Source organism: Sphingomonas caeni (assembly GCF_026013415.1).
Taxonomy (GTDB): domain Bacteria; phylum Pseudomonadota; class Alphaproteobacteria; order Sphingomonadales; family Sphingomonadaceae; genus Sphingomonas; species Sphingomonas caeni.
On sequence record NZ_JAPDOK010000001.1, the window covers coordinates 411,914 to 435,191 of the forward strand.

28 protein-coding genes and 2 tRNA genes are annotated in these 23,278 nt (G+C 67.1%); 13 read left to right on the forward strand and 17 right to left on the reverse strand.

What is annotated here, in order from left to right:
• Positions 1-133: 133 nt before the first annotated feature.
• Positions 134-209 (reverse strand) — tRNA-Ala (locus OF829_RS02240).
• Between the two features lie 216 nt (positions 210-425).
• On the opposite strand from OF829_RS02240, the gene OF829_RS02245 reads away from it, so the two are divergent.
• Entirely contained in the window at positions 426-1,232 is an 807-nt protein-coding gene (locus tag OF829_RS02245) for a DUF2171 domain-containing protein (RefSeq protein ID WP_264938318.1), read from the forward strand.
• 43 nt (positions 1,233-1,275) lie between these two features.
• Here OF829_RS02245 and OF829_RS02250 read toward each other — a convergent pair whose 3' ends face one another.
• From OF829_RS02250 to OF829_RS02260, 3 genes are read right to left on the reverse strand one after another with little or no spacing between them, the layout of a single operon-like run.
• Positions 1,276-2,184, reverse strand: coding sequence for an alpha/beta fold hydrolase (locus OF829_RS02250; RefSeq protein WP_264938319.1), 909 nt, complete (start codon positions 2,182-2,184; stop codon positions 1,276-1,278).
• On the reverse strand, positions 2,181-2,390 hold the full coding sequence (locus OF829_RS02255; protein ID WP_264938320.1) for a helix-turn-helix transcriptional regulator: 210 nt from the start codon (positions 2,388-2,390) through the stop codon (positions 2,181-2,183). Before OF829_RS02255 ends, OF829_RS02250 begins: the two co-directional genes overlap by 4 nt.
• Positions 2,387-2,800, reverse strand: a complete 414-nt coding sequence (locus OF829_RS02260; protein WP_264938321.1) for a hypothetical protein — start codon at positions 2,798-2,800, stop codon at positions 2,387-2,389. The genes OF829_RS02255 and OF829_RS02260 overlap by 4 nt, the downstream gene beginning before the upstream one ends.
• 430 nt (positions 2,801-3,230) lie before the next feature.
• On the opposite strand from OF829_RS02260, the gene OF829_RS02265 reads away from it, so the two are divergent.
• Positions 3,231-3,416: a hypothetical protein gene (locus OF829_RS02265; RefSeq protein WP_264938322.1), complete on the forward strand. Its 186-nt coding sequence runs from the start codon at positions 3,231-3,233 to the stop codon at positions 3,414-3,416.
• Here the strand turns inward: OF829_RS02265 and OF829_RS02270 are convergent.
• Complete coding sequence (locus OF829_RS02270) at positions 3,413-4,798, reverse strand: glutamate ligase domain-containing protein (RefSeq protein WP_264938323.1); 1,386 nt, start codon at positions 4,796-4,798, stop codon at positions 3,413-3,415. The two genes, OF829_RS02265 and OF829_RS02270, sit on opposite strands and share 4 nt — an antisense overlap.
• A 181-nt stretch (positions 4,799-4,979) precedes the next feature.
• Here OF829_RS02270 and OF829_RS02275 point away from each other — a divergent pair, with 181 nt between their 5' ends.
• From OF829_RS02275 to OF829_RS02300, 6 genes are all read left to right on the forward strand, one after another.
• Positions 4,980-5,801: an LD-carboxypeptidase gene (locus OF829_RS02275; protein ID WP_264938324.1), complete on the forward strand. Its 822-nt coding sequence runs from the start codon at positions 4,980-4,982 to the stop codon at positions 5,799-5,801.
• Between the two features lie 277 nt (positions 5,802-6,078).
• Positions 6,079-8,073, forward strand: coding sequence for a threonine--tRNA ligase (gene thrS / locus OF829_RS02280; protein ID WP_406701386.1), 1,995 nt, complete (start codon positions 6,079-6,081; stop codon positions 8,071-8,073).
• Positions 8,070-8,729 (forward strand): AraC family transcriptional regulator, encoded by a 660-nt coding sequence (locus OF829_RS02285; protein WP_264938326.1) that lies wholly within the window; start codon positions 8,070-8,072, stop codon positions 8,727-8,729. Before thrS ends, OF829_RS02285 begins: the two co-directional genes overlap by 4 nt.
• A 26-nt stretch (positions 8,730-8,755) precedes the next feature.
• Positions 8,756-9,883, forward strand: a complete 1,128-nt coding sequence (locus tag OF829_RS02290) for a hypothetical protein (protein ID WP_264938327.1) — start codon at positions 8,756-8,758, stop codon at positions 9,881-9,883.
• Between the two features lie 179 nt (positions 9,884-10,062).
• Positions 10,063-10,599, forward strand: coding sequence for a translation initiation factor IF-3 (gene infC, locus OF829_RS02295; RefSeq protein WP_264938328.1), 537 nt, complete (start codon positions 10,063-10,065; stop codon positions 10,597-10,599).
• Positions 10,596-11,456, forward strand: a complete 861-nt coding sequence (locus tag OF829_RS02300; RefSeq protein WP_264938329.1) for a glycoside hydrolase family 16 protein — start codon at positions 10,596-10,598, stop codon at positions 11,454-11,456. Before infC ends, OF829_RS02300 begins: the two co-directional genes overlap by 4 nt.
• On the opposite strand, the gene OF829_RS02305 is transcribed toward OF829_RS02300, so the two are convergent.
• The 10 genes from OF829_RS02305 to OF829_RS02350 all read right to left on the reverse strand — a co-directional run bounded on the left by OF829_RS02305 (position 11,453) and on the right by OF829_RS02350 (position 19,231).
• The gene (locus OF829_RS02305) at positions 11,453-12,016 is read right to left on the reverse strand and encodes a hypothetical protein (RefSeq protein WP_264938330.1); all 564 of its coding nucleotides are present in this window, start codon (positions 12,014-12,016) and stop codon (positions 11,453-11,455) included. The two genes, OF829_RS02300 and OF829_RS02305, sit on opposite strands and share 4 nt — an antisense overlap.
• Complete coding sequence (locus OF829_RS02310; protein ID WP_264938331.1) at positions 12,013-12,399, reverse strand: glyoxalase superfamily protein; 387 nt, start codon at positions 12,397-12,399, stop codon at positions 12,013-12,015. The genes OF829_RS02305 and OF829_RS02310 overlap by 4 nt, the downstream gene beginning before the upstream one ends.
• Entirely contained in the window at positions 12,396-12,785 is a 390-nt protein-coding gene (locus OF829_RS02315) for a VOC family protein (protein WP_264938332.1), read from the reverse strand. The genes OF829_RS02310 and OF829_RS02315 overlap by 4 nt, the downstream gene beginning before the upstream one ends.
• An 11-nt stretch (positions 12,786-12,796) precedes the next feature.
• The gene (locus tag OF829_RS02320; RefSeq protein WP_264938333.1) at positions 12,797-15,547 is read right to left on the reverse strand and encodes a [protein-PII] uridylyltransferase; all 2,751 of its coding nucleotides are present in this window, start codon (positions 15,545-15,547) and stop codon (positions 12,797-12,799) included.
• 79 nt (positions 15,548-15,626) lie between these two features.
• The gene (locus tag OF829_RS02325) at positions 15,627-16,019 is read right to left on the reverse strand and encodes a hypothetical protein (protein WP_264938334.1); all 393 of its coding nucleotides are present in this window, start codon (positions 16,017-16,019) and stop codon (positions 15,627-15,629) included.
• Positions 16,016-16,576, reverse strand: a complete 561-nt coding sequence (gene grpE, locus OF829_RS02330; RefSeq protein ID WP_264938335.1) for a nucleotide exchange factor GrpE — start codon at positions 16,574-16,576, stop codon at positions 16,016-16,018. Before grpE ends, OF829_RS02325 begins: the two co-directional genes overlap by 4 nt.
• Positions 16,577-16,597: 21 nt before the next feature.
• Positions 16,598-17,641 (reverse strand): heat-inducible transcriptional repressor HrcA, encoded by a 1,044-nt coding sequence (gene hrcA, locus OF829_RS02335; RefSeq protein WP_264938336.1) that lies wholly within the window; start codon positions 17,639-17,641, stop codon positions 16,598-16,600.
• A 38-nt stretch (positions 17,642-17,679) separates the two neighbouring features.
• On the reverse strand, positions 17,680-18,180 hold the full coding sequence (locus OF829_RS02340) for a hypothetical protein (RefSeq protein ID WP_264938337.1): 501 nt from the start codon (positions 18,178-18,180) through the stop codon (positions 17,680-17,682).
• Positions 18,177-18,695 carry a DUF6438 domain-containing protein gene (locus tag OF829_RS02345; protein ID WP_264938338.1) on the reverse strand — a complete coding sequence of 173 codons (519 nt, stop codon included), beginning with the start codon at positions 18,693-18,695 and terminating at the stop codon, positions 18,177-18,179. The genes OF829_RS02340 and OF829_RS02345 overlap by 4 nt, the downstream gene beginning before the upstream one ends.
• 14 nt (positions 18,696-18,709) lie before the next feature.
• Positions 18,710-19,231: a hypothetical protein gene (locus tag OF829_RS02350; protein ID WP_264938339.1), complete on the reverse strand. Its 522-nt coding sequence runs from the start codon at positions 19,229-19,231 to the stop codon at positions 18,710-18,712.
• 94 nt (positions 19,232-19,325) lie between these two features.
• On the opposite strand from OF829_RS02350, the gene rph reads away from it, so the two are divergent.
• The 3 genes from rph to OF829_RS02365 all read left to right on the forward strand — a co-directional run bounded on the left by rph (position 19,326) and on the right by OF829_RS02365 (position 20,935).
• On the forward strand, positions 19,326-20,039 hold the full coding sequence (gene rph / locus OF829_RS02355; protein ID WP_264938340.1) for a ribonuclease PH: 714 nt from the start codon (positions 19,326-19,328) through the stop codon (positions 20,037-20,039).
• Positions 20,036-20,671 carry an RdgB/HAM1 family non-canonical purine NTP pyrophosphatase gene (gene rdgB, locus OF829_RS02360; RefSeq protein ID WP_264938341.1) on the forward strand — a complete coding sequence of 212 codons (636 nt, stop codon included), beginning with the start codon at positions 20,036-20,038 and terminating at the stop codon, positions 20,669-20,671. The genes rph and rdgB overlap by 4 nt, the downstream gene beginning before the upstream one ends.
• A gap of 96 nt (positions 20,672-20,767) precedes the next feature.
• Positions 20,768-20,935 (forward strand): hypothetical protein, encoded by a 168-nt coding sequence (locus OF829_RS02365; protein WP_264938342.1) that lies wholly within the window; start codon positions 20,768-20,770, stop codon positions 20,933-20,935.
• A 59-nt stretch (positions 20,936-20,994) separates the two neighbouring features.
• On the opposite strand, the gene OF829_RS02370 is transcribed toward OF829_RS02365, so the two are convergent.
• Positions 20,995-21,080 (reverse strand) — tRNA-Tyr (locus OF829_RS02370).
• 124 nt (positions 21,081-21,204) lie between these two features.
• Here OF829_RS02370 and rlmB point away from each other — a divergent pair.
• Both rlmB and OF829_RS02380 read left to right on the forward strand, forming a co-directional pair.
• A complete protein-coding gene (gene rlmB, locus OF829_RS02375; RefSeq protein ID WP_264938343.1) occupies positions 21,205-21,954 on the forward strand; it encodes a 23S rRNA (guanosine(2251)-2'-O)-methyltransferase RlmB in 750 nt (249 codons plus the stop codon).
• A gap of 20 nt (positions 21,955-21,974) precedes the next feature.
• Positions 21,975-22,709 carry a hypothetical protein gene (locus OF829_RS02380; protein ID WP_264938344.1) on the forward strand — a complete coding sequence of 245 codons (735 nt, stop codon included), beginning with the start codon at positions 21,975-21,977 and terminating at the stop codon, positions 22,707-22,709.
• A 248-nt stretch (positions 22,710-22,957) separates the two neighbouring features.
• Here the strand turns inward: OF829_RS02380 and OF829_RS02385 are convergent, their stop codons facing one another.
• A complete protein-coding gene (locus tag OF829_RS02385) occupies positions 22,958-23,275 on the reverse strand; it encodes a 2Fe-2S iron-sulfur cluster-binding protein (protein WP_264938345.1) in 318 nt (105 codons plus the stop codon).
• Between the last annotated feature and the right edge of the window lie 3 nt (positions 23,276-23,278).

Genomic DNA, 23,278 nt, shown 5'->3' on the forward strand with positions numbered 1-23,278 from the left:
CCCGCCGGCGGAGAATACGCGGCTTCAGCGGGATCGACGGGTGGTGAGGGCCCTCCCACGCTCCTGCGGAGCTTCGGCGGGCAGCCTCCGCTAAATCCCCGGCTGGCTTGCCAGCCGAAGCTTTAGCGGAGGCTGGTGGAGCTGAGGGGAATCGAACCCCTGACCTCTGCAGTGCGATTGCAGCGCTCTCCCATCTGAGCTACAGCCCCGCCACCGTCCCCGGCGTGCCGGGAGGGGCTCCATTAGCGACAGCTTTCCCCCGATGCAACCGGCTTGAGACACGCGGACCCAGACGCGTTTCGCCTGCGCCGAACCGGCTGAAAACCCCGGTGATTTTCAGGAACCATCCGGCGCGCTCGACCGCTGAATCGCCGAGGACGGGCCGTCCGCGCCCGCCCCCGGCAACGCGATCCTGGAGAGACGAGATGGACGACCGCACCCCCGGCTATGGCACCGGGCACCTTTATTATGGCCCCCACGACCAGGAGCAGCTCGCCGGCCCCCAGCCCGGCCGCACCTCGGGCTATTCGAGCGCGCGCGATTATGCCGCGGCCGGCGAGTTCGGGAGCGACTGGCGCCGCGAGCCGCGCGGCCGCGACGCCTATGGCCAGCGCGGCGACTATCATGGCGAGCGCTATCGCTATGACGATGGGCGCCATGACCGGCGCGGCGATCCCGACCGCGGTTTCTTCGATCGTGCCGGCGACGAGGTCCGTTCCTGGTTCGGCGACGACGAGGCCGAGCGCCGCCGCCAGCGCGACCTGCGCTACGACGCCCAGCGCGAGCAGGACAGCCATTATGGCGCGTGGCGCCGCGAACGCATCGCCGAACTCGACCGCGACTATGACGAGTATCGCCGCGAGAATGCCGAGCGCTTCCACCGCGAATTCACCGGATGGCGTACCGAGCGCCAGGGCCAGCGCGAGGGGCTGGGCCGGGTGAGCGAGAATATGGAAGTGATCGGCTCCGACGGCACCCGGATCGGCGCGGTCGACAAGGTCCGCGGCGACCGGATCATCCTCAACCGGAACGATCCCGATTCGGGCGGCCACCACCATTCGATCCCGTCGCGCTGGATCCAGTCGGTCGATGACAAGGTGACGCTGCGCAAGACCGCGGACGAGGCGAAGGCCGCATGGAAGGACGAGGAGCGCGGCGCCTTTTTCGGCGGCGACCGCGACGAGAGCCGCGGCCCCCATATCCTCAACCGCAGCTTCTCCGGCACCTACTAGGCCGTAAGCGGGGGCCCGGGCACGATCGGCCCGGGCCCCAACCTCATTTGAGGAACGCGGTCAGCGCGGCGGCGAACGCCTCGGGCTGATCGAGCATGATGAAATGCCCGCTGTCGGCGACATTGACGAAGGCGACATGCGGCGCCTTCGCATATTCGCCGCGGTAGAGCGCATCGGCGCGTTCCTTGGGCAGCATGGCCGAGGACGGGTAGAGCAAGGTGACCGGCACGCCGATTCCCGCCATGTCGCCCCTGAGATCGGTCGTCATCACCTCGTACATTGCCTCGGCGACGACGCGCATGTCGACATTGCGCGTCCAGCCGGCGATCTTCGCCTGCGACTCGGGCTTGAGCGCGTTCGCCGATGCCATGGCCTGCACCGCTTGGTCGGGCAGCGGCGTGCCATGGGTCGCGGCGATCTGGTCGCGCATCACCTTCGCCTGCGGTTCGACCATCGCCACGGTGGCGTTCGGCACGAACAGCGCGCCGATATAGGGGAGCGAATCGACGATCATCAGCCGCCCGATGTCGCCCGGATGCGCCCTGGCAATCATCAGCCCCAGAAAGCCGCCCATCGAATGGCCGACCATCGCCGCCCCGGCGATCTTCTCGTCGGCGATCAGCCTGTGGAGGTCGGCGACGATCCCGTCGAGCACGCCGGGGGCGAGGTTGGCCCGCGGATCGTCGCCGCCGAAGCCGTTGACCTGCACGCGATAGACGCGGTGCCCCCTGGCGAATTCGGGCATCACCCCGTCCCACACCGCGCGCGGGCTGGAGAGGCCGGGGACCAGGATCACCGCCGGCCCCTCGCCCACCACCTCGACCGAGATATGGTCCATCTGGATCAGCCGCGCCGCGGCGGGCGCAGGGGCGCTATGGGCCGGCACCGGCAGGAGCACGGCGGGGACGGTTACCGCCAGCGCGGCGGCGGCGAAGAGCAAACGAACGATCATTGCGGGGTCTCCTTGGACGGATTCTGGAAAATATCCTCGATCGTCATCCCGAACAGGTCGGCGATGCGGAAGGCGAGCGGGAGCGAGGGGTCGTAGCGGCCGGTCTCGATCGCGTTGACGCTCTGGCGCGAAACCTCGAGCCGCTCGGCCAGGTCCTGCTGGCTCCAGGCGCGTTCGGCGCGCAGGACGCGGAGGCGGTTGTTCATGCCGCCCCTCCCGCGCCGCGCTCGCGCAGCTTGAGCACGCATTGCGCAATCCCCCAGCCGGCGCACCAGGTGACGAAGGCCCAATAGGCCTTGACGTGCGGCACCGCGCCCGCTTCCTCGAGAAAGCCCCAGACGCTCGCCAGGGCGAGCATGAAGCCGAGCCCGATCAGCATCCCCTGCACCGCCTGGGCGCGCTGATATTCGTCGTTCTCCTCGAGGATGTAGAGCCCGATCACCGCGATCACGCCGACGATCGGCAGCGCGGGCAGGATCGCGAGCGCGACCAGGGTCGCGCCTGTGGGATGCCACGTCTCCATCGCCCAGTTCGCGCCGAACAGCGCGATGAAATAGGCGATCATCGTCGGCGCGAAGCGCTTCAGATAGCGGCGGGCGGCGGGTGTGGCGGCCATGATGTCAAGCTCCCTTTCTCTTCAGTCAAGGTCGCTTTACGCCGAGTCGCGCGATTTGTCAATGGTGCTTTCCATATGGGAAAGCGACCACGACATCGAGGCGCGGCAATGGGGCTGCTAGCGGACCGCTTCCCAATATTGGCAGTCGTGGCAGCGGGCTTCGCTGGTGCAATGGGGAGTGTCGCAAACGGGGCGCCTCCCGAGCGCCAGGAGGAGCCATCGCAGGAATCTTCCGACCAACATGGATCAGTGCCATATCGCAATGATCGCCATGCCCAATTGCGGTGGAATACTTAACCGCCGCATCCCCGGGGCGCCCATGGCGAAAATCTCCAAGGAAACGGTCCAAAATGGCGTAATATCGCCCCCGATTCGCTCGTGCGCGTTCCTGCACCGGTCATCCAATAAGACATGATCCGAGGTTCGGCAGATGAAGCTTCTGCAATTGGCGGCGTGCGCGTTCGGCACACATCGGCGCGATCGCCGGCGGGTATGGCATGACGGTTACGACTATCGCGCCTATTGCGCGGGATGCGGCAAGCCGATGCTGCGCGAGAATAGCGGGTGGAAGATCGTCGATGCGCACCCGGCGCCGCCCGACCGAACCGGCAACTAGCGGCCGAGCGCCGCCACCATGTCCGCGGCGAGCTGGCTGAGCGTATCGTCGCGCGCGCCCATCACCACGATCCGGTCGCCGGGGCGCGCCTGCTCGACCAGCCAGGCGGCGGCGGCATCGCGATCGGCGATATGGTGCGCCTGGCCACCGATATCGGCGACGATGTCCGCGCTGGTCACCTCCCGGCTGGTGGTACCGCCGAAATAGGCCGGATCGGGGATCACCAGCAGATCGTCGGGACCGAGCTTCTCGCGGAACATCTCGCCCAGTTCGCGCCGCATCACCTTGAGCGGACCATAGCCGTGCGGGCGGAACATCAGCAGCAGCCGCCCCGGAAAGGCGTGAAGCGTATCGAGCGTCGCCGCGATCTTTTCGGGATTATGCCCGAAATCGTCGATCACGCTGACCCCGGCGACCGTGCCCACCAGCTCGAAGCGGCGCTTGAGCCCGGTGAAGCCCTCGATCGCGCGGCAGGCCGCATCGACCTCCACCCCCGCCGCCATCGCCGCGCCGATCGCCGCCAGCGCATTGGCGACATTGTGCCGGCCCGGTACCGACAGCCGCACCCGCCGCGTCTCGCCTCCCAGCACCAGGTCGAAGCCGATCGCGAAGGGCTCGGGCGCGAGGTTCTGCGCGGCCATGTCCGCGGGGACCTCGACCGCGAAGGTCACGCATTTCGCACGCTCGAGCCCCGCCGCCAGCGCCGCGCTCTCGGGATCGCCGACATTGACCACCGTCGTCATCGCCTTGGCCGCGAAATCGCCGAACAGTTGGCGCAGCTCCTCGAGCGACTTGTGATCGAGGCTGACATTGTTGAGCACCGCGATCCGCGGGCGATAGAGCGCGATCGATCCATCGCTCTCGTCCACCTCGCTGACAAAGGCGTCGCCCGCGCCCACCAGCGCGCTGGCGAAGGGCGCGTCAGGCGCCACGAAATTCTTCATCACCGCGCCGTTCATCACCGTCGGATCGCGTCCCACGGCGTGGAGGATCCAGGCGATCATCCCCGTCACGGTCGATTTGCCGCTCGTCCCCGCGACCCCGATCGAGGTCCCGGCGGCGTTGAACAGGCTCGCGAGCAGCTCCGCGCGCGACATCCGCGCCGCACCCACGCGCTCGGCAGCGACGATATCGGGCACGCTCGCTTCGACCGCCGCGGAGGCCACGACGATCTGATCGGCGGACGCGATCCCGCTCCCGTCCTGCGCAAACAGCGCCACGCCCCGGTCGCGCAGGAAACCGAACTTGGCGGGCAGCGCGCCCGAATCGAGGCTGCGATCCGATCCCGCCACCGTCGCGCCCTGCCCCGCAAGGATCATCGCCAGCGGCATCATGCCGGACCCGCCGATGCCGACGAAGAAGTAGGGTTTGCCGTGCTGCATGGCGACGCGCTATCGGCTGCGGAGAGCGGGGGCAAGTCATCACCCCCACCGTTCGCCCTGAGTAGGGGCTGAGCTTGTCGAAGACCCGTATCGAAGGGTCCTTCGATACGCCATTTCGGTACGCCCCTTCGGGGCTACTCAATGGCTACTCAGGACGAACGGGAGAAGAAGGAACGCGGGAATGCGCATCGGAGTTGTCGCACCGGGCAGGTCGGTCAGTCACGAGGGGTCGCTCCGCCTCGCCGCCTTCATGGCGCTCACCTGGCCGCAGGTGGAGATCGTCTTCCACCCGCAATGCTATCTGTCTGAAGGCCATTTCGCCGGCCCCGATGCCGCCCGCGCGACCGCCTTTCTCGACTATGCCAACGACCCTTCGTTCGATGCGATCTGGTTCGCGCGCGGCGGTTACGGATCGAACCGCATCCTCGAGGCGGTGCTCCCGCACCTCGGGCCCGCGGCGAACCGCAAGACCTATATCGGCTTCTCCGACATGGGTTTCCTGATGGGCGCGCTCTATGCCCGCCGCATCGGCAGGCAGCTCCACGGCGCGATGGCGAGCAGCATCGGCATGAACGACAAGGGCGATTCGGCCGCCTGGGTGCTCGGCTGGCTGATGAACGGCGACAAGCAGGGCCTCGAGCCCAGCCTCCTCACCGACAAGCGCCCCGCCGCCGCGTTCAACCTCGCCATCCTGACCACGCTGATCGGCACGCCCTATATGCCCGATCTCACCGATCATGTGCTGATGATCGAGGATGTCGGCGAGCCGCTCTACCGGATCGACCGGATGCTCTTCCAGATGGCGCACGCGACCCAGCTCAAGGGCATCGCCGGCATCCGGCTGGGGTACGTCACCGACGTCCAGGAAAACGACCCGCCCTTCAATGAAACGCCGGAGCAGATGATCGTGCGCTGGTGCCGGGAGATGGGGGTGCCGTATCTCGGCCGCGCCGAGATCGGGCATATCGAGCTCAACCGCGTGGTGCCATTCGGGGTGATTTGATCCCCGAGACCATTCGCCCTATATCCCTGCCCATGCAACGCCGTCCGGCCCTCACCACGACTAGCACCACCCCGGTTTTCCGGGGAGCAGTCGTGCGCGCCTGACGCTCGCGGCCGCTCACCCGGGAACGGGTGAGCCGGCGCTTCTCACTCGCTCCCGTCCCAGCCCGTAGCGCCGCGAGCGAAGCACCATGTCCAATCCCTTGCCTAACGCTCACGGGCGCGGGCATAAGCCGCGCCATTCCTTCGATCAGAGAAAGTCCATCCCCGTGTCCGAGATGTTCCGCATTACGCTGCCCGACGGCTCCGTCCGTGAGGTAGCCCCGGGGACTACCCCGGCGGACATCGCACTCGCGATCGGTCCGGGGCTGGCCAAGGCGGCGATGGCCGCCCGCGTCGATGGCGAGGTGCGCGACATCATGCGCCCCTTCGAGGGCGACGCGACGCTCGCGCTGATCACCGCGAAGGACGAGAAGGACGCGCTCGAGCTCGTCCGCCACGATTATGCGCACATCCTCGCCGAAGCGGTGCAGAACCTGTTTCCGGGGACGCAGATCACTTTCGGTCCGTCCACGGACGACGGCTTCTATTACGACTTCGCGCCCAAGGACCGGCCCTTCACCGAGGAAGATTTGCCCGCGATCGAGGCCGAGATGCGCAAGATCATCGGCAAGGATGAGCCGCTGATTCGCGAGGTCTGGTCGCGCGCCCAGCTGATCGAGCGCTGGAAGGCGCAGGGCGAAAGCTTCAAGGCAGAATGGGCCGCCGAGCTGCCCGAGAATGAGGAGCTGACGGTCTATCGCGCCGGCAAAAGTGACGACGCCTGGCTCGACATGTGCCGCGGCCCCCACCTCGCCTCGACGGGCAAGGTCGATCCGAACGCCTTCAAGCTCACGCGCGTCTCGGGCGCCTATTGGCGCGGCGATCAGAACAATCCCCAGCTCAGCCGCATCTACGGCACCGGCTGGCTCAGCAAGAAGCAGCTCGACGAGCATCTGCTCCGCCTCGAGGAAGCCGCCAAGCGCGACCATCGCCGCATCGGGCAGGAGATGGACCTGTTCCACCTCCAGCAGGAGGCGCAGGGCTCGGTCTTCTGGCATCCCAAGGGCTTCGTCCTGTGGCGCCAGCTTGAAGCCTATATGCGCCGCCGCCTCGACGCCTCGGGCTATAACGAGGTCAAGACGCCCCAGCTGATGGACGCCCGCCAATGGGAGCAGAGCGGCCATTGGGGCAAATATCGCGAGAACATGTTCGTCGTCCCCGACGAAATCCCAAGCGGCGAGGACGAGGGACCGATCCTGTCGGGCAAGAGCGACCTGATGGCGCTCAAGCCGATGAACTGCCCCGCGCACATCCTGATCTTCAAGCAGGGCATCAAATCGTACCGCGACCTGCCGATCCGCATGGCCGAAATGGGGTGCTGCCACCGCAACGAGCCGCACGGCGCGCTGCACGGCATCATGCGCGTCCGCCAGTTCACCCAGGACGACGGCCATCTCTTCGTCCGCGCCGACCAGCTGATCGAGGAAGTGAAAATCTTCTGCGACCTGCTCGACAGCGTCTACAAGGACCTCGGCTTCGACAAATACGCCATCAAGCTCGCGCTGCGCCCCGAGAAGCGTTTCGGCAGCGAGGAGATGTGGGACTGGTCCGAGCAAAGCCTGCGCGACGCGGTCGCCGCCACGGGCCGCGACACCGAGGAATATGGCTGGGAGGAACTCCCCGGCGAAGGCGCCTTCTACGCGCCCAAGCTCGAATTCCACCTGACCGACGCGATCGGGCGGACCTGGCAGGTCGGCACGATCCAGACCGATACGGTGCTCCCCGAGCGGCTCGACGCCTCCTATGTCGGCGATGACGGCGAGCGGCACCGCCCGATCATGCTCCACCGCGCGATCCTCGGCACGTTCGAGCGCTTTATCGGCATCTTGATCGAGCATCATGCCGGGCGTTTCCCGCTTTGGCTGTCGCCGGTGCAGGCTGTGGTGGCGACGATCGTCTCCGACGCCGATGATTATGCGAAGGAAGTAGCGGAAGCGCTGGGCAAGGCCCGCATCCGCGTCGAGACCGATCTTCGCAACGAGAAGATCAACTACAAGGTCCGCGAGCATTCGGTCGCGAAGGTCCCGAACCTGGTGGTGGTCGGCAAGCGCGAGGCCGAGGAGCGCACCGTTGCCCTGCGCCAGCTCGGCAGCGACCGCCAGCAGATCCTCAAGCTCGACGATCTGGTGGGGATGCTGGTCGCGGAAGCGACCCCGCCCGACCTGAGATGACCCGCCACGGCATCGGCGCGCACGCCGCGGGCGAACGCCTGCCGCGTCATCGCCATGCCGAAGGCTATATCGCGGTCGTGCTGGATGGCGGCTTCGAGGAAGCGGGCGATGACGGCCGCTTCACCGCCCGCGCGGGCATGGTCGTCGTCCACGGCCTCTACGAAGCGCATCAGGACCGGTTCGAGGCCCGAGGCGCGCGCGTCCTCAACCTGCCCGGGATCCCCGGACTCGCGCCGGGCGCGGGCAGCATCGCCGATTCCGACGCCGTGGCGCGGCTCGCCGAACGCGATCCGCTCGCCGCAGCGCATCTGGTCCGCGAGACCTTCATCCCCGGCGCGCGCCAGGCCGCCGACTGGCCCGACCTGCTCGCCGAGGCGCTCCGCACCGACCCCGATCTCGCCCTCGGCCCCTGGGCCGATGCGATGCGGCTCGATCCCGCCTCGGTCAGCCGCGGCTTCGCGCGCGCCTATGGCGTCAGCCCCAAGCGCTTCCGCCTAGAGGCGCGCACGCGCCGCGCCGTCCTCGCGCTGACCCAATGGCACGGCAGCCTCGCGATCTTCGCCGCCGACCAAGGCTTTGCCGATCAAGCACACCTCACCCGCTCGATCACAGCGCTGACCGGCCACACCCCGGGCAAAGTCCGTTCAATCCGCTAGGCGCAGCCTGGGCTAAACCCGGCCATATGGACCGCCGCCTCTTCCTCGCCGCCACACTCGGCACCCTCGCCGCTCCCGCCTTCGCCCAGAACGCGCCCTATACGCGCTGGAAGGTCACCACCTCCGAAGGTCATGACGCGATCGCATTCCTCGGGCCCCTGTCGGGCGAGCCGCTCTACCAGGACTATTACGCCGCCGACGCCGCGGCCTTCGCCCCCAAGCTCCCCGAGCCGATCCGCGCCGACATCCCCAGGCTGTGGAAGGAGGCGGGCGAGAGTTTCGGCCTGCTCGGCCCCGGCCTGTCGAGCAAGATTTCCGGCGCCGATGTCTCGACCATCGATGGCGTGATCGCCGCGCTCGCCGATCCCGAAGCCCGCATCCGCCCGACCCTCCAGAAGACCCCCTATTGGGACGAGGGCGACTGGCGCTGGCTCACCGCCGCCGCCCCGCGCCTCCACGCCGTCTTCATCGCGATGCGCGATGCCGGTTTCGCCGCTTTCCGCACCGAACGAATCGGCGAGCTCACAGCACGCGCCGCCCAGCTCCAGCGCGACCTCGCCCCGTACGATGTGATCCGCCTCCAGCAAAAGCTCACCGGCCGCGTCTTCGAGCCGCAGATCGAGGTCGTGCTGCTCCAGTTCTGCAAGCCCCACGGCATCAAGGTCCAGGGCCAGACCTTCCTCCAGGCCGCCGACTGGAGCCTGTCGATCACCGTCCGCAACGCCGCGCACGAGATGCTCCATCCGCCCATCCCGATGGACGGCGCGGTCGCGAAGGCCATGCTCGCGGTGCTGGCGAAGGACCCGCTCATCCCGCGCATCGTCCGCGAGCATGATCCCAAATGGGGCTACACCTCGCTCGACGGCTATTTCAACGAAGACCTGGTCCAGGCGCTCGACCAGCTGATCGGCGAAGCGTTCGGGGTTGGCCGCAACCCCGCCGACCGCTGGCGCCTCTCCGACGACGGCATCCACGTCCTCGCCGCCGCCTTCTACGGCATGCTGCGCCAGGACAAATGGATCGAGACGGGCGGCAATATCGAGGCGTGGCTCGGCGATGCCGTCCGCACCGGCCGCCTTTCCCACTCGATGCTCCATGCGACCGCCGCGCGCGTGCTCGAACGGCCAATGGAGAAGCTGTGGCCGCTCACCTGATCCCTTGCCACGGAGTTCATTAACCCCGATATGCAATGGCATCCGCGCCACAGCGCGCGGCAAAATCGCCGGAACGCGCGGCCCGGGCTACCGGATCGCGCTTTCTTGCGTTATTCGTGCATGTCCACGCGAAGACAATGGTAGCAACAACCACAGGAGCAGTTTCTATACGTCCTCCCATGACCCGGCGCCCGATGGCGCCGCCCGTGCCGCTCAATGGTCCGCGGTTCAACGAATTCATCCAGTCGCCCAAGGTCCGCGTGATCGACCATGAAGGCGAGAACTTGGGCGTGATGTACACGCGCGAGGCGATTGAACAGGCGCAGGAGCTCGGGCTCGATCTGGTCGAAGTGTCCCCCAATGCGGACCCGCCGGTCGCCAAGTTCCTCGATGTCGGCAAGTTCAAGTACGAGGCCCAGAAAAAGGCCAACCTCGCCCGCAAGAGCCAGAAGACGCAGGAGATCAAGGAGATCAAGATGCGTCCCAACATCGACGATCATGACTATGATACGAAGATGAAGGCGATCCACAAATTCCTGGGCGAAGGCGACAAGGTCAAGGTCACGCTGCGCTTCCGCGGCCGCGAGCTTTCGCACGGCCAGCTCGGCATGGCGCTGCTCAAGCGCGTTCAGGACGATACGGCCGAAGACGCCAAGATCGAATCCTATCCGCGCATGGAAGGCCGTCAGATGCTGATGGTGATCGCCCCCAAATGAAGCCTGTCCTCGCCCTGGCGGCGGCGCTCGCCGCGCTGCTGCCGGGCGCGGCGCTGGCGCAGCAACCGGCCGCCGCAACCGCTCCCGGCAATGAGCCGATAGCGCTTCCCGCGGGCTATTCGCTGGTCTGGTCGGACGAGTTCGACCAGGGCAGCGCGCCCGATCGGCGCAAATGGCGCTTCGACACCAGCCGCAACAAGGCCGGCTGGTACAATAACGAACTCCAATATTACGCCGCCGACCGGCCCGAAAATGTCCGCATCGAACATGGCGTGCTGGTGATCGAGGCGCGCAAGGAGCGGCTCTCCTCGATGGCCGATTATGGCGGGCAGCATTACAGCTCGGGCAAGCTCGTCACCCAGGGCACGGCCAATTGGCAATATGGCTATTTCGAAATCCGCGCCAAGCTATCGTGCGGCAAGGGCATGTGGCCGGCGATCTGGATGCTCGGCAGCGACGGCGGCGCCGGCTGGCCCGGCCTCGGCGAGATCGACATCATGGAGATGGTCGCCTGGGACCCGACGACCGTCCACGGCACGATCCACACCGCCGCCTATAATCATGTGAAGGGCACCCAGAAGGGCGCCCGGACGACGATCGCGGACACGTGCGGCTCTTTTCACACCTACCAGCTCGACTGGAATGCCGACCGCATCCTGATCGGCGTCGACGGCCATGCCTATATGCGCTTCGACAACGACCATAAGGGCAACCACGACACCTGGCCCTTCGCGAGCCCGCAATATCTCATCCTCAACGTCGCCATCGGCGGCTGGGGCGGGCAGCAGGGCGTGGACCCCGCCGCCTTCCCGTCGAAGATGGAGGTGGATTATGTGCGGGTGTACCAGAAACGCTAGGCGGCGCTCGCGCTTCGCGGCAATCGCGCCGTCAGCCATTCCTCGATCGCGTCGCCATCGTTGCCGGTCGCGTCCATCGCGATGAAGATCCGGTCGGAGCCATAATCGAAAGCGACCTCGCCCCTGGCCGGTCGGGAGAGTAGCGGCACCCATCCCCGCCCCCGCGTAAAAAAGCCGTCATCCTCATAGCAGCGCGACAAATGGCGAATTTCGCCGCCGCGATAGCGCCAGCTGCGGCGCAAGGGTCCGATGCGGTGAATCACCTCGAGATCGCCGCCTTGCACGCGCAATATCTCCGAGCCGACAAGCATCGCGGCGAACGCGCTCGCCGCAGCGACCCAGCCAAAGGCCCAGCCACAAAGCCAGACCGCAAGAAACAGATTCGGCTCATCCATCACCTCGGTGATGGCGTCGGCGCCTCCTATCGTCCATCCCGTCAGCCAGAACGGCAGGAACAGCAGCGCTAAAATATGGCGGCGCACTGGCAGGCGCAGCTGCTCGACGCCACCAACATATTCGATCCGATGCCGCATGCGCCTTGGCTCGACATAGCCGCTCATTCGCCCGGCCCGTAACGAACGAACGAGACCACATTCCCGTCCGGATCGCGGACATGGAAATCGGTCCCGCCCCAGTCATGGCGGGTCAGCGGCTGGGCGATCTCCGCCCCGCGCTCCGACAGCTCCTCGAACAGCTCGGCCACGTCGCTCACCTCGACCGACGCCGCGATCAGCGATACCTCCTGCGCCGCCATCTGCGCGAACAGCGGCTCGTGCACGTGCCGCAGATGCAGGCACACCCCGTCGCGCGACACCGCGCCGTAAAAGGGCGGACTCCCGTGGAGAAAATCGACCGCAAAGCCCAGCCGCGCCTCGAACCAGGCCGCGGTCGCGCTCACATCGCGGACATGCAGGATCGGAACGACGCCCTTGAGCATCGTCATGCAGGCTTGGCCGCCGGCTCCCACAGCTCGATCGCATTGCCCTCGGGATCATGGATGCGCGCGAACTTCCCGACCTCGGGCATGTCCCACTCCGCCTTGGTGATCACCTCGATCCCCTTGGCGTTCAACTGCTCGCACAGGCTGTCGAGATCGCTCACCCGGAAGTTGAACATGAACGCCTTGTCCGCCTCGAAATAGTCGGTCGTTGCCTTGAAGGGCTGGAACACCATCGGCCCGGGCTCGGGATAATAGAGCCACTCGTTGGTCTCGCCATTCTCGTCGGTGCCGCAGCCGTTTCCGACGCCCAGATGCTCGCGATACCAGCTCGCCAGCCCCTCGGGGTCCTGCGCGCGCCAGAAGAAACCGCCCAACCCCAGAACCGGCATGTGAACCTCCCTTATTCGGCCGCCTGCGCCACCACGCCATCGCCGCTCGCGGCATCGAGCAGGCGCCGTTCGATGGTCTTCAATCGCGACCCGCTCTCGATCTTATCGCCGATCAGGTCGGTCAGATAGAAGGTATCGACCGCGCGCTCGCCATAGGTCGCGACATGCGCCGAATGGATCGTCACCTTCGATTGGAACAGCGCGTGGGCGAGGTGATAGAGCAGGGCCGGCCGATCGCGCGCGTTCACCTCGATCACCGTGAAGCGGTTCGAGGCCTTGTTGTCGATCAGCACATTGGGCTCGATCGTGAAGGCCTCGGCGCGCAGCCGCGGCGCCGGGCGCGTCTTGAGCCGCTCGGAAAGCTTCGCCCGGTTGGCGAGCGCATCGGCGATGCCCAGCTTGATCCGCTGCAGCCGCGCCTCGTCGTCGAACGGGCGGCCGAACGGGTCCTGGATCAGGAAATTGTCGAGCGCCATGCCGTCGCGCGTGGTGTGGATGCGCGCGTCGATGATGTTGCCGCCCGCGACATGGATCGCCCCGGCGATGCGGTAGAAGAGGCCGGGATGGTCCGAGGCATAGACGGTGACGAGCGTCGCGCCGCGATCGGGATAGACCTGCGCCTCGACGAGCAGATTGGCGTCCCCCGCCGCCCCGATGATCCGCGCATTGCGCTCGAGCACGTCGAGCGGCTCGGCAACCCAATAGCTCTCGGGCAGCCGCTTCATCAGCACGGTCATGCGCGGTTCGGGCCAGCCCAGCGCCTCGGCGAGCAGCGCCTGCTTCGCCGCGACCCGCTCGGTGCGCCCCTTCTGCTTGTGCCCGAGCCGGAGCACCTCCTCGGCGCTCTCGTAGAGATTGGTCAGCAGCTGGCGCTTCCAGCTGTTCCACACCCCCGGCCCCACCGCGCGGATATCGACCACCGTCAGCAGCAGCAGCAGGCGCAACCGCTCGGGGCTCTGCACCGCGCTCGCGAAATCGAGGATCGTCTTGAAGTCGGAAAGGTCGCGCTTGAACGCGGTTGCCGACATCAGCAGGTGCCAGCGCACCAGCCATGCCACCGTCTCGGTCTCTGCCGGGGTCAGGCCGAGCCGCGGGCAGAGCCGCTCGGCCACCTCCGCCCCCAGCACCGAATGATCCCCACCGCGCCCCTTGGCGATATCGTGGAGCAGCACCGCGATGAACAGCACGCGCCGCGACACGACCTGCTGGAAGATCCCGCTCGACAGCGGATGATCCTCCTTGAGCTCGCCCTTCTCGATCTGGTTGAGCAGCCCGATCGCGCGGATCGAATGCTCGTCCACCGTGTAGTGGTGGTACATGTCGAACTGCATCTGCGCGACGACGCGCCCGAAGTCCGGCACGAACCGCCCGAACACCCCCGCCTCGTTCATCCAGCGCAGCACCGTTTCGGGATCGCGCGGAGAGGTGAGCACGTCGAGGAACAACGTGTTGGCTTGGCGGTCATTGCGAACATCATCGACCAGCTTGGCATCGCGCGAGGCGGCGCGCATCGCGGTCGGGTGGATCTCCAGCGAATGGAGATCGGCAAGCTGGAACAGCTCGATCAGCCGGACCGGGTCCTCCTGGAAGAATGTGTCGCGCGGGAGGGTGATCCGCCCGCGATCGAGCGTGAAGCCCTTCAGCTTGCGCGGGGAGCGCCACAGCGTGGGAAAGCCGAACCGACTCCCGCGCGCCGCGAACTTCTCGTCGAGATGCGCGAGGAACACCCCGGTCAGGTCGCCCACCACCTTCGCCTGAAGGAAGTAGAAGTGCATGAAGCGCTCGACCTTCGATTTGCCCGGCCGGTCCGAATAGCGCATCCGCTCGGCGATCTCGCGCTGCAGGTCGAAGGTCAGCCGGTCCTCGGCGCGCCCGGCGATGACATGGAGGTGACAGCGCACCGCCCAGAGGAAATTCTCGGCGCGGCGGAACTGGCCATATTCTAGCTTGGTGAGCAGCCCGGCCTCGACCAATTCGGCCGGCTCGCGGACATTGTACGCATATTTGCCGATCCAGAAGAGCGCGTGCAGGTCGCGCAGCGCCCCCTTGCCCTCCTTCACGTTGGGCTCGACGACATAGCGGGTGTCGCCCATCCTTTTGTGCCGCTGGTCGCGCTCGGCGAGCTTCTCGGCGATGAAGGCGCGCGCGGTCCCGGCCTGAACCTCGGCCTTGAAGCGTGCCGCGGCCTCGTCATAGAGCGGCACGTCGCCCCAGACATAGCGCGCCTCGAGCAGCGCGGTCCGCACCGTCACATCGCCCTTGGCCTGGCGCACCATCTCGTCGAGCGAGCGCGACGAATGACCGACCTTCAGCCCCATGTCCCACAGCGAATAGAGCATCGATTCGATCACCTGCTCGCACCAGCCGGTGACCTTCCAGGGCGTCAGGAAGGCAATGTCGATGTCCGAATGCGGCGCCATCTCGCCGCGCCCGTAGCCGCCCACCGCGATCAGCGTCATCCGTTCGGAGGTGGTGGGGTTCGGATTGCGATGCAGCCGCTCGACGGTGAAGTCCCATAGCAGCCGCAGCAGCTGATCGGTCAGGAAGGCGCCCGCCGCCGCGATCTCATGCCCGCGCGCGGGATGTTCGGCCAGCCGGTTCTCGATCTCGCGCCGCCCGGCGTCGAGCGCGCCCTTGAGGATTTTGGTCCCCGCCTGGCGCAGCTTCGCCTGATCCTTGGCCTCGACGCTCCCCAGCGCATCGGCCAGCGCGCGCCGGTCGATGATGGCGCGGCGGTGGGGGACGGAATCGAAGCGCGACATGGAGGCGGAGATAGGCGAAGGCGGCGCCGGGTGCCACCTTCTTGCTCCTCTCCCTGCAACTGAGGGGAATGGCGATGGCTCAGCGGTCGGCGATCGACACGATGCGCGGCGAATCGAGGATCACCCCCGGCGGCTCGCGGCTGCCCGGCGGCGGCGGGAACAGCCGCACCCGGCCGGTGATCGTCACGCGGCGCCGGTTCACCGGATCGGTGGCGCGCTCCCACTCGGTGCCCTGGCCATAGCCATCCCTGCCGAGGAACACCGCGAGTGAGGGGCAGCGGGGCGACCAGAGGTACAGGTCATGATGATCCGACTGGACCATCCCCTCGACGCTGACGTCGCGGCCGCGGAAATTCACCGGCTGATCGGCGAGCAAGCAGACATCGATCCGCTCGGGCGCGGCCTGCCGCGCCGCCGCGGGGGCGCTCAACGCCACCGCCAGCGCGGCGAGAGCCCCCGCCCGCCGGATCAATCCGCCGCCTTCGCCACGCCCACCAGGGCGGGCCGCAGCAGCCGGTCGCGGATCATGTAGCCGGTCTGGATTTCCTGGACGATCGTGCCTGCGGGCTTCTCGCTCGGCACTTCCATCATCGCCTGGTGGCGATTGGGGTCGAGCATGTCGCCCATCGCGACGATCTTCGAGATGCCGTGGCGCGCGAACACCGAATCGAGCTCGCGCCCCGTCGCCTCGAGGCCCGTCACCAGCCCCTTGAGCTTTTCGTCCTCGCGCAGCTCTGCGGGGATCGCGTCGAGCGCGCGCGTCAGATTGTCGGCCACCGAGAGAATGTCGCGCGCAAAGCCCGTCGCGGCATAGGTGCGCGCGTCGATCGCTTCCTTCTCGGCGCGGCGGCGCACATTCTGCGTCTCGGCCTGGGCATAGAGCACCGCCGACTTGGCCTCGGCCAGCTCGGCCTGCAGCTCGGCGAGGCGGTCATGCTCGGCAACCTCCTGGGCGCCCTCGGCGGTTTCCTCACGCAGATCCGTGTCTTCGTTCGCTTCCGCCGTATCCATCTTCTTGTCTTTCGCCATGGTTCCTGTTTCTTGCTCTGATTACGCCAGCAGCCGGGCGAGCGTCGCTGCGGTGAAATCCACCATGGGCACGACTCGCGCATAGTTCAACCGTGTCGGTCCGATGACACCCACCACGCCGACCACGCGCCCGTCCAGCGCGCGCACCGGTTTGGCGATCACCGACGAACCGGATAACGCGAACAGCTTGTTTTCCGATCCGATGAAGATGCGCGTCGCCTCGCCCTCGCGCGCGCTGTCGAGCAGGCGCGCAAGCTCCTCCTTGCCCTCGAGCTCGTCGAGCAATTGGCGGACGCGGTCGAGATCCTCGGCAGCCGCCGCGTCGATCAGCTGCGCCTGCCCGCGCACGATCAGCACCGGGCGGTGCCCGCTATCCTCGCTCCACACCGCCAGCCCGCGCTCGACCAGGGTGCGCGCCGCGCCGTCGAGCGCCGCGCGCTCCTCGCGAATCTCGCGTTCGATCCGCGCCCGCGCCTCGCTCAGCGTCAGCCCCGAAAGCGTCGCGCTCAGATAATTGGCCGCCTGCTGGAGCGAGGCGGGGTCCATGCCGGGGGGCAGATCGACCACGCGATTCTCGACCGATCCGTCGCTCCCCACCAGCACCGCCAGCGCGCGGTCCTCGGCGAGCGGCACGAAGCCGAACTGGCGCAGCACCGGCTCGCGCTTGGGCACCAGCACCATCCCCGCGCAGGCCGAAAGCCCGGAAAGCGCGAGCGTGGTGTTCGCCAGCGCCTCTTCGATCGGCCCGGTCGAACCGGCGCGCGCCTCGATCGCGGCGCGCTCCTGTGCGGAGGGCTCGCTCGCCTGCATCATGCCATCGACGAAGAGGCGCAGGCCGCTCTCGGTCGGCATCCGCCCCGCGCTGGTATGGGGTGCTGCGAGCAGGCCCAACTCCTCCAGATCCTGCATCACGTTGCGGATCGATGCGGGCGAGAGATTGAGTCCCGAAATCTTGGAGATCGTCCGCGATCCCACCGGCGCGCCGCTGTCGATGTACGATTCGACGAGAATGCGGAACACATCGCGCGCGCGGTCGGTCAGCTCGTGGATCGGCGGCGTGGTCATCCGGATGATCTAGGGATCGGCGTCGCCACCCTCAACGGCTAATCCCTCCTCAGGCTCGCGAGCAGCTTTTCCGGAGACAGGCCCAGCCGCTCCGCCGCGTTTCGCAGGTCCAGCGCGCGGGCAGTTTGCGCGCTGTAATCGCAGCTCACGCTGAACCGCAACGTCGCGGGTGGCGCCGTGCCTCCGGACCATGCGACCTGCAGGACGTCCGCATCGTCATCATATTCGGCGCATGTCTCCGGCGTACCGAGTTCGAGATGTCCCGCCGGGCGATATTTGCCGAGCTGCGCACGAAAGGCGGCGAACTGACCGGCGGTGACATGGATGCGCCGGTAGCTCGTCCGCCATTGGCCGTGATCGCGATATTCGAGCGTCATCACGCCTTCGCCCGTCGATGCCACGACGATCTTGTAGCCGCTCGGCACCATGAAACCGGGTTGCATGTCATAGCTGATGACCTCGATCGCGGGCGTCGCCCGCGGCGGCGGGATCGCGGCGCATCCACCCAATGCGAGCGCCAGCAGAAGCGCGCCCTTCACGGGATCTCCCCCACCAACGCATCGAGCGGCAGCGCGTCGGTCGCGGTCCCCAGCGCCTCGCCCATCGTCATGTTCTTCTCATTGTCGCAGCCATAATAATAATAGAGCCGGCGGCTCCGCGCGCCCTTGCGCAGGCTGATATCGACGCTCGGCAGGTCGGTCGCGACCTGTTTGCACAGCGGCGAGCCCGGCTGGTAGAGCTTCTCGCCGCTCTCGGGCAGCCAGGGCGCCAGCTGTTCGCGAAAGGTCAGATATTGCTGCGGCGTCACCGCGAAGCGGCGCTCGCCGATCACCTGGGTGTGGCGGATGCCCGTGAACACCGCCTTGCCGTCCGACGAGACGGTCACCCGAAATACGGGGCAAGCGCCGAAACAGGGGCCGGTCTCATAGGTGATCGTCTCGATCCCTGCCGCGTCGACGGGCGGCGTTCCGCCGGCATTGCCGGGCTTCACCCCGGCATGCCCGCAGGCGGAAAGCGCCAGCGCCGCCGCAATGCCCAGGATCAATCGCCGCATTGCTCTGCTCCCGCTCATGCGCACCTGCCAAACTCCTTCATGGTGGCGCGCACCGCATCGACATCACGCCGCGCCAGCGGCGTCCCGCCAAGCGGATGGATGCCCAGGTCGATCAACGCCATATAGACCGCGCAATCGAACGCCCGGTCGTCGTCCTCCGGGCACGACACCCGACGCACCGCCGGCTCGTTGTCACGATACCAGATAACCTCGGTCATCCCGCCAAATTCGATTTTGGCGCACCGGCGCGCATTGTCGTGCATGTCGGCGGGCCGGAACGCCGCCATCCGATCGCGAAACCGCCGATATTGAGCGGGATCGAGGCGCAGTCGAACCGGCTTGAGCCCATGGATGGCGGAGAAGCCGATCACCCATCCACGCGAAACGTCGAACTGATATTTGCGGCAAAGCCCGGTGCAGACGCCCCATCCGATCCATTCGGCCCGGATCGTGACGGTTTCGCCCCGCTCTTCCTCGTCCTGCGGCCCGGCCCCAATCAGCGCAAGGCTCGCCAACGCCAACGCAATCCGCCGCATCGCCACCTCTCCCTCATCGGATCGTCCGCCAAGACTGGCGCGTTCCGTTCCCACCGTCTAGGTGCGCGGATCACGATTGCAGGAGAATGAACCGATGCGCCCATCCGGCCGCGCCCCCGATCAGATGCGCGCGATCAGCATCGAGCCCAATTTCACCCGCCACGCCGAAGGCTCCGTCCTGATCGGCTTCGGCGACACCAAGGTGCTGGTGACCGCGTCGATCGAGGAGCGGATTCCGCCCTGGCTGCGCGGCAAGGGCGAGGGCTGGGTGACTGCCGAGTACGGCATGCTCCCCCGCGCCACCCATACCCGCGGCCAGCGCGAGGCGGCCAAGGGCAAGCAATCGGGCCGCACCCAGGAGATCCAGCGGCTGATCGGCCGCAGCCTCCGCGCCGTCACCGATCTCAAGCTGCTCGGCGAGCGCCAGATCACGCTCGATTGCGACGTGATCCAGGCCGATGGCGGCACCCGCACCGCCGCGATCTCGGGCGCCTGGGTGGCGCTGCGCATCGCCACTTCCAAGCTGCTCGCCGCCGGTCTGCTCGAGCATGACCCGATCCAGCAACAGGTCGCCGCGGTCAGCTGCGGCATCTTCAACGGAACCCCGGTGCTCGACCTCGATTATGACGAGGACAGCAATGCCGATGCCGACGCCAATTTCGTCCTCCTCGCCGACGGCAAGATCGCCGAGGCGCAGGCCACCGCCGAGGGCGCCTGCTATGACGAGGAGGGCCTGCTCCGCCTGCTCCGCCTCGCCCGGATCGGCGCGCGCGAGATTTTCGAAGCCCAGCTGAAGGCGATCCAATGATCGGTGAAGACGAAGAGATGCCGCGCCAGGCGATCCGCAAGCTGGCCCCGGGCAAGCTGGTGATCGCCAGCCACAATGCCGGCAAGGTCCGCGAGATCCGCGAACTGCTGGGCCCTTTTGGCATCGAACCCGTCTCCGCCGCCGAGCTCGACCTGCCCGAACCCGAGGAAACCGGCACCACCTTCGTCGCCAATGCCGAGCTCAAGGCGCTCCAGGCTGCCGATCTCTCGGGCCTCCCCGCGCTCGCCGACGATAGCGGGCTGTGCGTCGAGGCGCTGGGCGACGAGCCCGGCATCTTCTCCGCGCGCTGGGCCGGCGAGACCAGGGACTTCGCCATCGCGATGCAGCGCGTCGAAGACCGCCTCGCCGCGCTGCCCGAGGGCACCGCACGCGACGCCCATTTCGTCTGCGTCCTCGCGCTCGCCTGGCCCGACGGCCATCTCGAATGGTTCGAGGGCCGCGTCGATGGCACCCTCGTCTGGCCGCCGCGCGGGGGCAACGGCTTCGGCTACGATCCCGTTTTCCAGCCGCTCGGCCATGCCGAGACGTTCGGCGAAATGGACCCTGTCGCCAAGACCCCGCTCACCCACCGCGCCCGCGCCTTCGCCCAGCTGGTCGAGGCGGTGCTCTGACCGAATAATATGGCTAACGCGCGTTAACCGCCAATTTCAGGGAACCGCAGAGTCACGGCCCCGTTGTCCGGCCAAGCGTGAAGCATGGGGGGAAGAATGGGTTCGTTGCGTCAATTCGCCAGAATGATCGAACATAGCTGCGGCACGGAACGATCCGAGCCGCTTGTTGTCGCCCTGTTCGGCGATGACGATGCGCCGGAGGCGATTCCGTCCGAAACCGGGCCAGCCGGCGCGATCGAAGAAATCACGCCCCCCGCTTCCTGAGCGTCGAGGTCAGCCTTTCAGCTGGCTTGTCAGCCGTAGCTCCCGCAGGGAGCGAAGGCTGGTGGACAGGGCTGGATTCGAACCAGCGTACGCTCTCGCGGGCAGATTTACAGTCTGCTGCCATTAACCACTCGGCCACCTGTCCCTGGTGCCCGCCAAAGGCGAGCGGGCCCATTGCCGCCCCGCCGCCGCCCTGTCAACGCCTTGCGCGCCCGTTCAACGCCGCATAGCGTCCCATCCATGCAAAACCCCGAAAAAAGCGCCTTCTGATGGCCCGCCGCGGACACCGCCCGAGCCAGGCCCCGGCCTCGCGCCCGCGCTTCTATGGCCGCCATGCCGTGTTCGCGGCGCTCGACAATCCCGAGCGCCGCGTGCGCAAGCTGTGGGGTACGCGCGAGCTGATCAGCCAGCTGGTGATGCCCTATGACATCCCCGTCACCTATGCCGACGCCGCCGATCTCGGCCGGCTCGTCCCCGGCGACGCGCCGCACCAGGGCATCGTCGCCGAGGTCGATCCGCTCGAGGATATCTGGCTGGGCGACCTGCTCGCGCAGGGGAAGGACGGCAACCGCCCGCTGCTGCTGCTCGATCAGGTCACCGATCCGCACAATGTCGGCGCGATCCTGCGCTCGGCGGCGGCGTTCGACGCGTTGGGCATCATCACCCAGGACCGCCATGCCCCGCCCGAATCGGGCACCGTCGCCCGCGCCGCCTCGGGCGCGCTCGAGACCGTGCCCTGGGTCCGTGTCGTCAACCTGGCGCGCGCGCTCGACGAGATCCGCGACGCCGATTTCTGGCGGATCGGCCTCACCGGCCATGCCAAGGGGACGCTTGCGCAGGTAATGGGCGACGCCCCCCGCATCGCGCTCGTCCTCGGTGCCGAGGGCGAAGGGATGCGCCAGAATACCGAGGCGCATTGCGACGAGCTTGCGCGGCTGCCGATCAGCGATAAGGTCGAAAGCCTGAACGTGTCCAATGCGGCGGCGATCGCGCTCTATGCGGTCGCGGCGCGCGGCTGAACGCTCCGGGGAGGGAAGAGATGAAACACTGGATCCGCGCCGCTGCATTGCTGCTCCCGCTGGCGCTGCTCAGTGCCTGCCTGTTCCAGCCCGGAAAGTTCGAATCGACGCTGACCGTCCACAAGGACCGCAGCTTCACCTTCACCTACAAGGGCGAGGTGGTGGCGCTCGATCTGGAAGGGATGAATGGCCTGCCCGGCATGAGCGCCGGCGACGCCGCCGCCACCGATGGCAGCACGCCGGACAATACCGCCGCGGCCGAGGAAGAGCAGACCCCCGAGCAGAAGGCCGCCGCCAAGGCCGCCAAGGACGAGGAATATCGCGAACTCGCCGCCAATCTCGCCAAGGAATATGGCTACAGGACCGTCGAATATCGCGGCGACGGCGTCTTCTATGTCGATTATGCGATCAGCGGCGTGCTGACCCATGAATTCGTCTATCCGTACAATCAGGATGCGGCGATGATCTTCCCCTGGGTGACGGTCGAGCTGCGCGGCGGCGACACGCTCAAGATCAAGGCGCCGGGCTATGCCAAGCAGGACATGAGCGGCATGGGCGCGGCCGGCGGCGGCTCGGGCGGCGACATGCCGAGCAAGACCCAGGGCAGCTTCACCCTGATCACCGATGCCGAGATCGTCAGCCAGAACAACGAGAATGGCGCGGCGAAACAGGGCGCCAACAGCGTCGTCGTCTGGCGCGTCACCCCGCGCACGACCGACGCGCCGATGGCCGTGCTGCGGGTGGCGGCGCGCTGAGCCAGGAAAGATTCCCCTCCCTGCAAGGGAGGGGAATTTGATGCCCTTGCAATGTTGGATTTCGCCTGCTTGACTCAGTGCGCAGGACCGGGCGGCCCGCCCATCCGACCGTTCTTTGACATTGCGAGACCCATCCGCGCGAACAGTGCGCGATAGTGTTACCCTGGTGTAACCTTCCGCTCGTCGGACCAGCGAACGAAACTGCGCACAGGCCTAACCTTCGCCTAACTTTCCGGCGGCGCGCGCCCTTAATCCTCCTCGGCGATCGTCACCTTCAGCCCGTCCAGCGCATCGCTGAACAGGATCTGGCACGAGAGCCGCGAATAGGCGTCGCGGCCCGCCGAGCTCTCCAGCAGGTCGTTCTCGTCCTCGCTCATCGGCTTCAGTTTGGCCGCAAATTCCGGATCGATATGAACATGGCAAGTGGCGCAGCTGCAGCAGCCGCCGCACAGGGCGAGCAGCTCGTCAAAGCCGTTCTCGCGGATCACCTCCATCACGCTCAGGCCCGCCTCGCCCATGACCTCGCGTTCTTCCCCTTCCCTGGTCACGACGATAAGCTTGGGCATGAC

Bases quoted from the DNA above. Each gene is read 5' to 3' on its own strand.
- OF829_RS02245 (WP_264938318.1), top strand. From the start codon at position 426: ATGGACGACCGCACCCCCGGCTATGGCACCGGGCACCTTTATTATGGC.
- OF829_RS02250 (WP_264938319.1), bottom strand. From the start codon at position 2,184: ATGATCGTTCGTTTGCTCTTCGCCGCCGCCGCGCTGGCGGTAACCGTC.
- OF829_RS02255 (WP_264938320.1), bottom strand. From the start codon at position 2,390: ATGAACAACCGCCTCCGCGTCCTGCGCGCCGAACGCGCCTGGAGCCAG.
- OF829_RS02260 (WP_264938321.1), bottom strand. From the start codon at position 2,800: ATGGCCGCCACACCCGCCGCCCGCCGCTATCTGAAGCGCTTCGCGCCG.
- OF829_RS02265 (WP_264938322.1), top strand. From the start codon at position 3,231: ATGAAGCTTCTGCAATTGGCGGCGTGCGCGTTCGGCACACATCGGCGC.
- OF829_RS02270 (WP_264938323.1), bottom strand. From the start codon at position 4,798: ATGCAGCACGGCAAACCCTACTTCTTCGTCGGCATCGGCGGGTCCGGC.
- OF829_RS02275 (WP_264938324.1), top strand. From the start codon at position 4,980: ATGCGCATCGGAGTTGTCGCACCGGGCAGGTCGGTCAGTCACGAGGGG.
- thrS (WP_406701386.1), top strand. From the start codon at position 6,079: ATGTTCCGCATTACGCTGCCCGACGGCTCCGTCCGTGAGGTAGCCCCG.
- OF829_RS02285 (WP_264938326.1), top strand. From the start codon at position 8,070: ATGACCCGCCACGGCATCGGCGCGCACGCCGCGGGCGAACGCCTGCCG.
- OF829_RS02290 (WP_264938327.1), top strand. From the start codon at position 8,756: ATGGACCGCCGCCTCTTCCTCGCCGCCACACTCGGCACCCTCGCCGCT.
- infC (WP_264938328.1), top strand. From the start codon at position 10,063: ATGACCCGGCGCCCGATGGCGCCGCCCGTGCCGCTCAATGGTCCGCGG.
- OF829_RS02300 (WP_264938329.1), top strand. From the start codon at position 10,596: ATGAAGCCTGTCCTCGCCCTGGCGGCGGCGCTCGCCGCGCTGCTGCCG.
- OF829_RS02305 (WP_264938330.1), bottom strand. From the start codon at position 12,016: ATGAGCGGCTATGTCGAGCCAAGGCGCATGCGGCATCGGATCGAATAT.
- OF829_RS02310 (WP_264938331.1), bottom strand. From the start codon at position 12,399: ATGACGATGCTCAAGGGCGTCGTTCCGATCCTGCATGTCCGCGATGTG.
- OF829_RS02315 (WP_264938332.1), bottom strand. From the start codon at position 12,785: ATGCCGGTTCTGGGGTTGGGCGGTTTCTTCTGGCGCGCGCAGGACCCC.
- OF829_RS02320 (WP_264938333.1), bottom strand. From the start codon at position 15,547: ATGTCGCGCTTCGATTCCGTCCCCCACCGCCGCGCCATCATCGACCGG.
- grpE (WP_264938335.1), bottom strand. From the start codon at position 16,576: ATGGCGAAAGACAAGAAGATGGATACGGCGGAAGCGAACGAAGACACG.
- hrcA (WP_264938336.1), bottom strand. From the start codon at position 17,641: ATGACCACGCCGCCGATCCACGAGCTGACCGACCGCGCGCGCGATGTG.
- OF829_RS02345 (WP_264938338.1), bottom strand. From the start codon at position 18,695: ATGCGGCGATTGATCCTGGGCATTGCGGCGGCGCTGGCGCTTTCCGCC.
- OF829_RS02350 (WP_264938339.1), bottom strand. From the start codon at position 19,231: ATGCGGCGGATTGCGTTGGCGTTGGCGAGCCTTGCGCTGATTGGGGCC.
- rph (WP_264938340.1), top strand. From the start codon at position 19,326: ATGCGCCCATCCGGCCGCGCCCCCGATCAGATGCGCGCGATCAGCATC.
- rdgB (WP_264938341.1), top strand. From the start codon at position 20,036: ATGATCGGTGAAGACGAAGAGATGCCGCGCCAGGCGATCCGCAAGCTG.
- OF829_RS02365 (WP_264938342.1), top strand. From the start codon at position 20,768: ATGGGTTCGTTGCGTCAATTCGCCAGAATGATCGAACATAGCTGCGGC.
- rlmB (WP_264938343.1), top strand. From the start codon at position 21,205: ATGGCCCGCCGCGGACACCGCCCGAGCCAGGCCCCGGCCTCGCGCCCG.
- OF829_RS02380 (WP_264938344.1), top strand. From the start codon at position 21,975: ATGAAACACTGGATCCGCGCCGCTGCATTGCTGCTCCCGCTGGCGCTG.
- OF829_RS02385 (WP_264938345.1), bottom strand. From the start codon at position 23,275: ATGCCCAAGCTTATCGTCGTGACCAGGGAAGGGGAAGAACGCGAGGTC.